This window comes from Paenibacillus tarimensis (assembly GCF_021532315.1).
Lineage (GTDB): Bacteria > Bacillota > Bacilli > Paenibacillales > Paenibacillaceae > Paenibacillus_I > Paenibacillus_I tarimensis.
The window spans coordinates 401,110-408,768 of the sequence record NZ_JAKGAO010000007.1; the positions used below are offsets into that span (position 1 = coordinate 401,110).

Below are 7,659 nucleotides of genomic sequence, written 5' to 3' on the forward strand. Positions count from 1 at the left end.
AAGCGGGATGTTTCAGAGAGATTATTTTATGCGCATGATCGAGCAGGTCGGTGAAGCCGTCGGCCAGGTCATGGGCCTGCGCCAGCGCAAGGAGCATCTTGAGGCGATGAAGGTCATCGACGACCTCTTCGAGCGGCATCTCCGTCTTCAGCCTCGGCTTATTCATGCCCTGTCGGATAAGGACATAGCGGATTTGTTGACGACGAACGGAGTTGTGGATACCGCTGCGCTTGAGGCAATCGCGCTGCTTCTGAGACATATGGGTGAGATCCATGCGGAACAGGGACAAGAAGCGGAGAGCTACGCCCGTTATGTCAAATCGCTTGCACTGAATCTCAGGCTGCTTCTATATGGCGCTGACCCGGTAGTGTCGGAGCCTCGCCGGGAAGCCGAGCTGCTGATGGACAGGCTCAGGCCTTATGAGCTGCCAGCGTCTGTTAAGGAGCAGCTCGCATCTTGGCATGAAGCGGAGGGTCGTTATGCAGAAGCGGAGAATATCATTCACGAGCTTCTGGAGGACAGGGAGCTTGAGGCCGGCAGGGCTTCGGATTTTTACAGAAGACTAATGCTGAAGGAAGACGCGGAGCTGTCAGCCGGCGGACTTCCGCGCGATGAGCTTGAACAAGGAATCGAACAACTGGAGAAATGGAGCGTGCGGGGCCGCAATGGATAACTGGCGGGATCAGGTAATGGGATGGTTGAAGGAAGCGGCTGTTATTCAGGCAACGCTAAGCCAGCTTCGCGTAAAAAGCTTGGATGCACCGGCTAAGGTGATGCTGAGGCCTGTTGTAGTAAAGGGCGAGACGGTCTATCAGCTGGAGCATCATAAGGATAATAAGGCTATACACGAGAATTTGAAGCTGGAGGATGCCGCTGTCAGGGTTGCTGATTTGATGGAGCATACTTACCGGCAGGCGCTGATTAAGACGGAGGAGGCAGACGTGCAGCTGTTGTTTAGCAAGAAAGGGAAGGCGACCATGCTTCGTAAGCCGCCTACCGCTTCAGGCAAAGTCAGCATGTCGCATAACAGGGAGAAGAACCGGATCATAGCTGAAGGGGTAGCGGCGCCGTTCCTTGTAGAGCTTGGAATTATGACTAAGGAAGGCAGGGTGCATGCCCAGAAGCAGGATAAGTTCAGACAGATCAATCGGTTTCTTGAGATGGTTGTGGATGTGCTCGATGCTCTCCCGAAGAATAAAGAGCTGACCGTCATTGATTTTGGCTGCGGTAAATCTTATTTAACCTTTGCGCTGTATCATCTGCTCGTTATTCAGGAGAAGCTGCCTGTCCGCATAATCGGTCTTGACCTCAAGAAGGATGTTATCGCCTTTTGCTCTGGTTTGGCGGCGAAGCTGGGTTATGACAAGCTGCAGTTCCTGCATGGCGATATCGCCGAATACAGCGGCTTGGAACAAGCGGACATGGTTGTTACGCTGCATGCTTGTGACACGGCGACCGATGCGGCTCTCGCAAAGGCAGTCTGCTGGAACGCGTCTGTCATCCTTTCAGTGCCCTGCTGCCAGCATGAGCTGTTTGGGCAGGTTGATAACGGCATGCTGTCACCGCTGCTGTCGCACGGCATTCTGAAGGAACGCTTTGCCTCGCTAGCAACCGATGCAGTACGCAGTCAGCTGCTCCAGGTTATTGGCTACAAAGTTCAGCTCCTGGAATTCATAGATATGGAGCATACGCCCAAGAATATATTAATTCGGGCCACCAAAGCAGGGCAGGGTGCTGCGCATAATATAGAAAAGTGGAAGGAATATCTGCAGTTTCGCGAAGGATTATGTCTTTCTCCCTATCTGGAAAAGGTGCTTCAAGACCGTTTGCCTGCCTCGAATTAGGCCAATGGGCGTGCATGTATTCACATGGGGAGGAAAAATATCCCGTTATTCAATTGTCTACCAAATCCTGTTTATGCTAAGATAGGATAGAATAACTATAATTGAACTAGATCGGGTGAACCATTTGAACGGTATCATGTGGTTGGACTTCTGCCTGTTTGTGCTTCTGCTGGGATTGTTCTTCTTTGTTTTTGTAAGCAGTGCCATAACCCGTATTCACAAGGTGTACCTGATATTTCACTTTCAGATTATGCTGTGGCCGCTTTGCAAATTCGGGGTGTCGACAACGACCGATCCGGTTCTTCAGATGCTCTATATCAAAATCGCCTACATCAGTCTTTCCCTCATCGGTTTGGGTTGGCTGGTGTTTGCCCTGTTTCTGACCGGACAATCCTACAAGCTGGACCGCAGATTCCGGCTGGTTCTTGCAGCGGCTACGTCCATAACCGTTCTGGCTGCTGCCTTTAACCCGAGTGGTCTGTTCGTTTCGCCCAGGCTGGGCAACTACGTAGAGCATGATGTGGGACCGCTATTCTGGCTATTGGTTGGCATGCTGCTCGCTTACGGAGCTGTTTCCCTGAAGCTGATGCTCGGTACGCTGCGGGTTCATACCGCTCCGGTGCATAGAAAGCAGGTCCGCATGGCGCTGAGCGGCATGCTTGTATTCTCCTTGTTCGCCGTTACCGATCTATTGTTTAATGTCATCTGGGTCGATAACTTCCCGCTTATCCCGGGTCTAACCTCGCTTGGTATGACGGTGGCTGCTGTCTATTTCGTTATCGCAATACATAAGTATCGGATATTTGATGTGGTTCGGCTTGCTCAGCTTAACGTGTTGGACAGCATGTCTATGGGGGTAGCGGTGCTGGATGAGCATGAGGTGGTGCTGGAAGCCAACAAGGCATTGCAGCGTTATTTTGATATCCGTACGGGAGACCGCTTTCCGGTTGAGAAGCTCCTTGCCTCCCATGGGGATGTGAGCACAGCCGAGCTCTTCCTTGCCAATATCCGTACTGCCTTTGATCAGCCTGTACAGCAGGAAATCGCTTGCCGCTCTAATGAAGGACTGCGCTACTACTCGGTCCGCTGCGAGCCGGTAATCGATCGCTGGATGCTCATTGGACGTGTGCTCACATTTCAGGATGTAACGGAGTACAAAGAGCTGATGATGGCATCTGCCGAACAGAATAAGATGCTTGCCGAACGCAATGAAGAGCTTACGGTTATACAGCAGGAGCTGTTCTCGGCCAATCAGAAGCTGGAGCATCTAGCCGTTACAGACGGGCTGACGGGCTGTTTTAACCGCCGGTATCTGATGCAGCAGCTGGAGCATGAGATGATTGCGAATGCCCGTTACCGGATTCCTTTTGCGATTTTCCTGTTTGATATTGATCTGTTTAAATCCATTAATGACACTTACGGACATCTCGTGGGAGATGAAGTGATCAAAAGTACGGCAGAGGCTGTAAAAAAATCGCTTCGGCGAACCGATATTTTAGCCAGATACGGCGGTGAGGAATTTACGGTATACCTCCCTCATACCACGATGGAGCAGGCCGTAATACTGGCGGAGCGGGTAAAGGCTGCAGTGGCGTCCAACCTGATTCATACCGGACCTGGCAGCGAGCCTGTGAACATCACGATCAGTATGGGCGTACTGGCAGCCCATCATGATCAGCCTGTCCGTATAGAAGACACGAAGCAGTATTTGAAGGAACTGTTCCACAAAGTGGATACGGCTTTGTATGAAGCCAAAAAAAGAGGCCGCAACCGCATTGTTTCGGTTGAGCCCGCATCTTAAATGCGGTTGGGAGTGCAGCTATGAGCAGAAAAGGAAGGGCTGCCGGGATACTATACGCGCTGGTCAGCAGCCTGGTTGCGCCTGCTCTGATCCTCTGGGCGGCAGATGGATCTGACGCGGTTGCCAAGGGGCTGATGGCTGCGGCTGTGCTTCTGTCTGTGTCCGTCCCGGCAGGTTGGTATCTCGGTTTGCGATATGATAGACTGGAACGGCAGTCCTGCTTGGATGAATTAACAGGTGTCCTTAACAGAAGGTTTATTGTCCGAACGGTACCCGTTCTCCTTCGAAAGGCAGGTCTTAAGCGTAAACGTATATCGGTTTCCATCATAGATTTGAACGGTTTTAAGACGATTAACGATACATATGGCCACGCAGCCGGTGATCAGCTGCTGTGCAGGGTAACAGAAGTGCTGACGGGCATAGCAGCCAAGGGAGAGATTGTGGCACGTTGGGGCGGAGACGAATTTATAGTAGTCTGTCCCTATGGCAGCGGAAACCCGGCAAGCAGCTTGCAGCGAAGCATTAAGGAAAGCTTAGACCAGCTGTCTCTCAAGACGGGCTTAGAGGTAACGGCAGCAATTGGCACATCCGTATTTCCTGAAGATGGGGAGACGATCCATGAATTAATAGCAGCAGCCGACGGGCGTATGTATCGCAGCAAGCCTAAACGGAGCGGACAAAGACATGAGGCGCCGCTCGTGCGGCATGCATAACTTGCGGCTTTCAAGACGGCAAAGGCGGGGAATACATGAGAAGAGTTCATATTAGTGCAGTCTCGCCTGGCGATAAGCTGGCAAGACCCATTTTAAGAGAAAACGGCAACGTGCTTCTTGGCAGCGGTGTCGAGCTCAGCAGCCGGTTCATTCAGCGGCTTGAGACGATGGGCATTGATATTGTTTATATTGAAGACAAGCATACCGAAGACATTATTCCTGAGGAAGTCATCCGCGATGAAACGAGAAAGAACGCGGTCGATTCCATTTATAAGACAGTTAGTACCCTGATGGAGCAGCCGACGACGCGGGGGAGAGCGGTTGCACCTGAGATGGGGCGTACGTTCCGTAATGTTTTTGGACAGATTGTTCAGGACTTGCTCAGCCGCAAGGACGTCATGATTAACTTGACGAGCATTCACGTAACGGATGCTTACCTGTTCAATCATTCGGTTAATGTGGCGATTCTGGCCGGCATTATGGGTATCGCAAAGGGATATAACCGCAACCAGATTGAAGAGCTGGGGATCGGCGCGCTTTTGTTTGATATCGGAATGACGAAGGTTCCGCAGGAGCTGCTGGCAAAGAAAACACCGCTTACTCCTGATGAGCGGGCGATTGTAGAGCGGCATACGGTGGACGGGTTTGATATTCTTCGTACCCATCATGACATCTCTCTTCTGTCAGCTCACTGCGCGCTGCAGCATCATGAGCGGTATGACGGAACGGGTTATCCGAGAGGGCTGAAGGGCGAGGAAATTCACGAATATGCGCAAATTGTTGCCATAGCGGATGTTTACGATGCCTTGACATCGCCGAGAACCTACCGGAACCGGTACACACCATCAGAAGCGATAGAATATTTGTTTGCTGCCGGTAATTCTTATTTTAATCTGGATTTGATCCGGCTGTTCTGCCGGCATATCTCCATTTACCCGGTGGCAACGACAGTTTTGCTCAATACCGGACAGGTTGGGGTTGTGTCGGCGAATAACCCGCTGGCGGTTCACCGGCCGATTATACGGATTCTCCGAGAAGCGGATGGAACGCCGGCAGCATCGCCGTACGAAATTGACTTGAAGGACGATCTGCAGATGATGATTGTGAAGGAGCTTTAGAAGACTGGGCTGTTAGGCCAGCCCGCAGGTAAGAGAATGGAAGAAACAAGGATGCTTGCTGCGGGCAGCGGAGGCTGATTTAATGGGAGACTGGAGTGCAGGTCATTAGACCAGGCAGAAGTCTCCCTTTTGTTATGTTTAGGTATTATGGGGGGGTGGGGTAAAATAGTAAGGAATCTGGAATAGTTGTAAAAATTGGCGGAACGGATACAATTACTACGGAAGGTCTAGATGCTGAGCTAGGGAAAGCCGGAATGGGGGAGTGAGGCAGCGGATGGCAAAGGAACAGCAGCAGTACAGGATGTTTACTGAATCGGCTGGATCGGCTGTATCGGCAGAAGTGCGGGAGCGGGTCTCTCTGACTGCAGGTATAATTGAACGAAGAGCAAGCCTGCTGCAGGAGATTGTGCCGGCGGTGCTTGCCGCAATTGTGCTGACTACGGCTGCTTGGAGAAGCGGTATGTACTTTGATACGGCATATTACCGTTGGGAGCTAGCTGTTATTGTAGCTTCACTGCTGCTGGGACTCCCCCGTCTTTGCAGATGGCCGGCCGCTAATATAATAATTCCTGGTTCCCGGTCTGACTGTCCTGCGGTGGGCCCAGCGGAATCTCGTATAAGCTGGCTGCTTGTCCTGCTTCCGCTGACAACAGCCGGTATATACGGAATTTCACTGGCTATGGGAACCGTTTCGGTACTGGGTTCAATTAACGGGCTTGTCCGGTGGTGCAGCCTGACGGCATTTGCGATGCTGCTGCTGGCTGTAAATCCCGGCTTCAGACAGCGCTGGCTGCTGGCTGCACTGCAGGTTACGGCCGCGTGGATAGCAGGGGGATCACTTGCTGGCTGGATCGGGCTAACTCAAGCTCCCGGCAGCGTGCTGCTGAGTGATAATGGGGATATATCTGCCCTCGGAGCAAGGCTTGCCGGCTTCTTTGAGTATCCTAACATGCTGGGGGCAGTTGCCGGATCGCTGCTGCTCCTCCAGCTGCTGCTGCTGGCTGTGGCGGGAAGCAGGCGGGAGACGGTACTGCCGGGACTGCTTGCTTGCTGGCTGGCGATTGTACTGCTGCTTACGGAATCCAGAGGGGCATGGCTGGTTGTCCTGATCTGCTGGATGGCAGGGCTGGTGTGGGCCGGAAAAGGTAGACGGCTTCAGTGGATGCTGTATACAGGCTGGACGGCACTCGGCGCTGCGGCTGGTGCCTGGCTGCTTGTCCCTGCAGCCGGGCGGCATATGGAGAAAAGCGGAGGAACCACACCTGACGGGCTGGTCATAACAGGAGACATAGCGGCTGATTTACTGATGCTGCTTTGTCTGACGGCCGCATTCTGTGGAGGCTGCTCTTTGATTGTCTCACAGTCTGACCGGCAGCGGAGCAGGGGGAGACGGTTGCCAGCATGGGTGAAGCTCTTGGTCAGCTGCAGCCTTGGAGCCGGCGCCTGGCTTCTGCTGCCGGAAAGCCTTACCGGCCGGCTGGAGGGCCATAATGCAACGGCAAGCGCAAGGGGAATGCTGTACAGAGATGGCTGGGAGCTCATTCAGGGGGCGCCTTGGCTGGGATACGGCGGAGATGCATGGCAGGCGCTGTTCCAGGCTCACCAGGATATGCCTTATGTTGGTGCCGAGGTGCACAGCGGCTATATCAGTCTGCTGCTTGGTATCGGTACGGCCGGGCTGCTGGTGGTGGCTGCTTACATCGTTACGCTTCTGCTGCCTGTATGGCGGCATAACCGGCTAGGGCTTACACCGCTGCTGGTGCTGATTATTCATGCGGCTGTTGATTTCGATATGTCGTATGGTTTTTACTGGCTTCTGCTGCTTACAATGGGAATCTGCCTGGGCGCAGCGCCGGTCGCTATGCAGGCCGCGCATGCCGTGCCGGCGGCTTTCGCACGCCGGCGGGACAGCTCAGCTGAGGCAGGGCGGCAGCGTGCCCGCCCTGCCCTGAGCGTGGCGGCACTGTGCATCGCCGCCACGCTTGCAGCCGCCGCCGTTACGGCTTGGCGGCTGGACACCGCCCGCGCGGCGCGTGACGCCGCCGCCGCGGCTGAGGGCGCAGCGCGCGCTGATGCGCTGCGCGCTGCGCTTGCGGCGAATCCCGCGTGGACGCGGATTCGCCTGGAGCTGGCGCCGCTCGCCCCTGCGGGTGAGCGAGCGGCGCTGCTCGCGGGCGGACTGC

At 54.0% G+C, this 7,659-nt stretch carries 6 protein-coding genes; all 6 read left to right on the top strand.

All coding sequences use genetic code 11. The annotated features are described in order from the left end of the window. The first annotated feature begins 7 nt into the window (after positions 1 to 7). Positions 8 to 673 (top strand): DUF6483 family protein, encoded by a 666-nt coding sequence (locus L1N82_RS08525; protein WP_235286946.1) that lies wholly within the window; start codon positions 8 to 10, stop codon positions 671 to 673. Next, complete coding sequence (locus tag L1N82_RS08530; RefSeq protein ID WP_235286981.1) at positions 666 to 1,844, top strand: class I SAM-dependent methyltransferase; 1,179 nt, start codon at positions 666 to 668, stop codon at positions 1,842 to 1,844. Before L1N82_RS08525 ends, L1N82_RS08530 begins: the two co-directional genes overlap by 8 nt. Positions 1,845 to 1,959: 115 nt before the next feature. Next, positions 1,960 to 3,645, top strand: coding sequence for a histidine kinase N-terminal 7TM domain-containing diguanylate cyclase (locus L1N82_RS08535; RefSeq protein WP_235286947.1), 1,686 nt, complete (start codon positions 1,960 to 1,962; stop codon positions 3,643 to 3,645). Between the two features lie 20 nt (positions 3,646 to 3,665). Next, on the top strand, positions 3,666 to 4,358 hold the full coding sequence (locus tag L1N82_RS08540; protein ID WP_235286948.1) for a GGDEF domain-containing protein: 693 nt from the start codon (positions 3,666 to 3,668) through the stop codon (positions 4,356 to 4,358). Between the two features lie 35 nt (positions 4,359 to 4,393). Next, positions 4,394 to 5,476, top strand: coding sequence for an HD-GYP domain-containing protein (locus tag L1N82_RS08545; protein ID WP_235286949.1), 1,083 nt, complete (start codon positions 4,394 to 4,396; stop codon positions 5,474 to 5,476). Positions 5,477 to 5,750: 274 nt separating this feature from the next. Beyond that, a partial coding sequence (locus tag L1N82_RS08550; protein WP_235286950.1) for an O-antigen ligase family protein occupies positions 5,751 to 7,659 on the top strand: 1,909 nt, incomplete at its 3' end.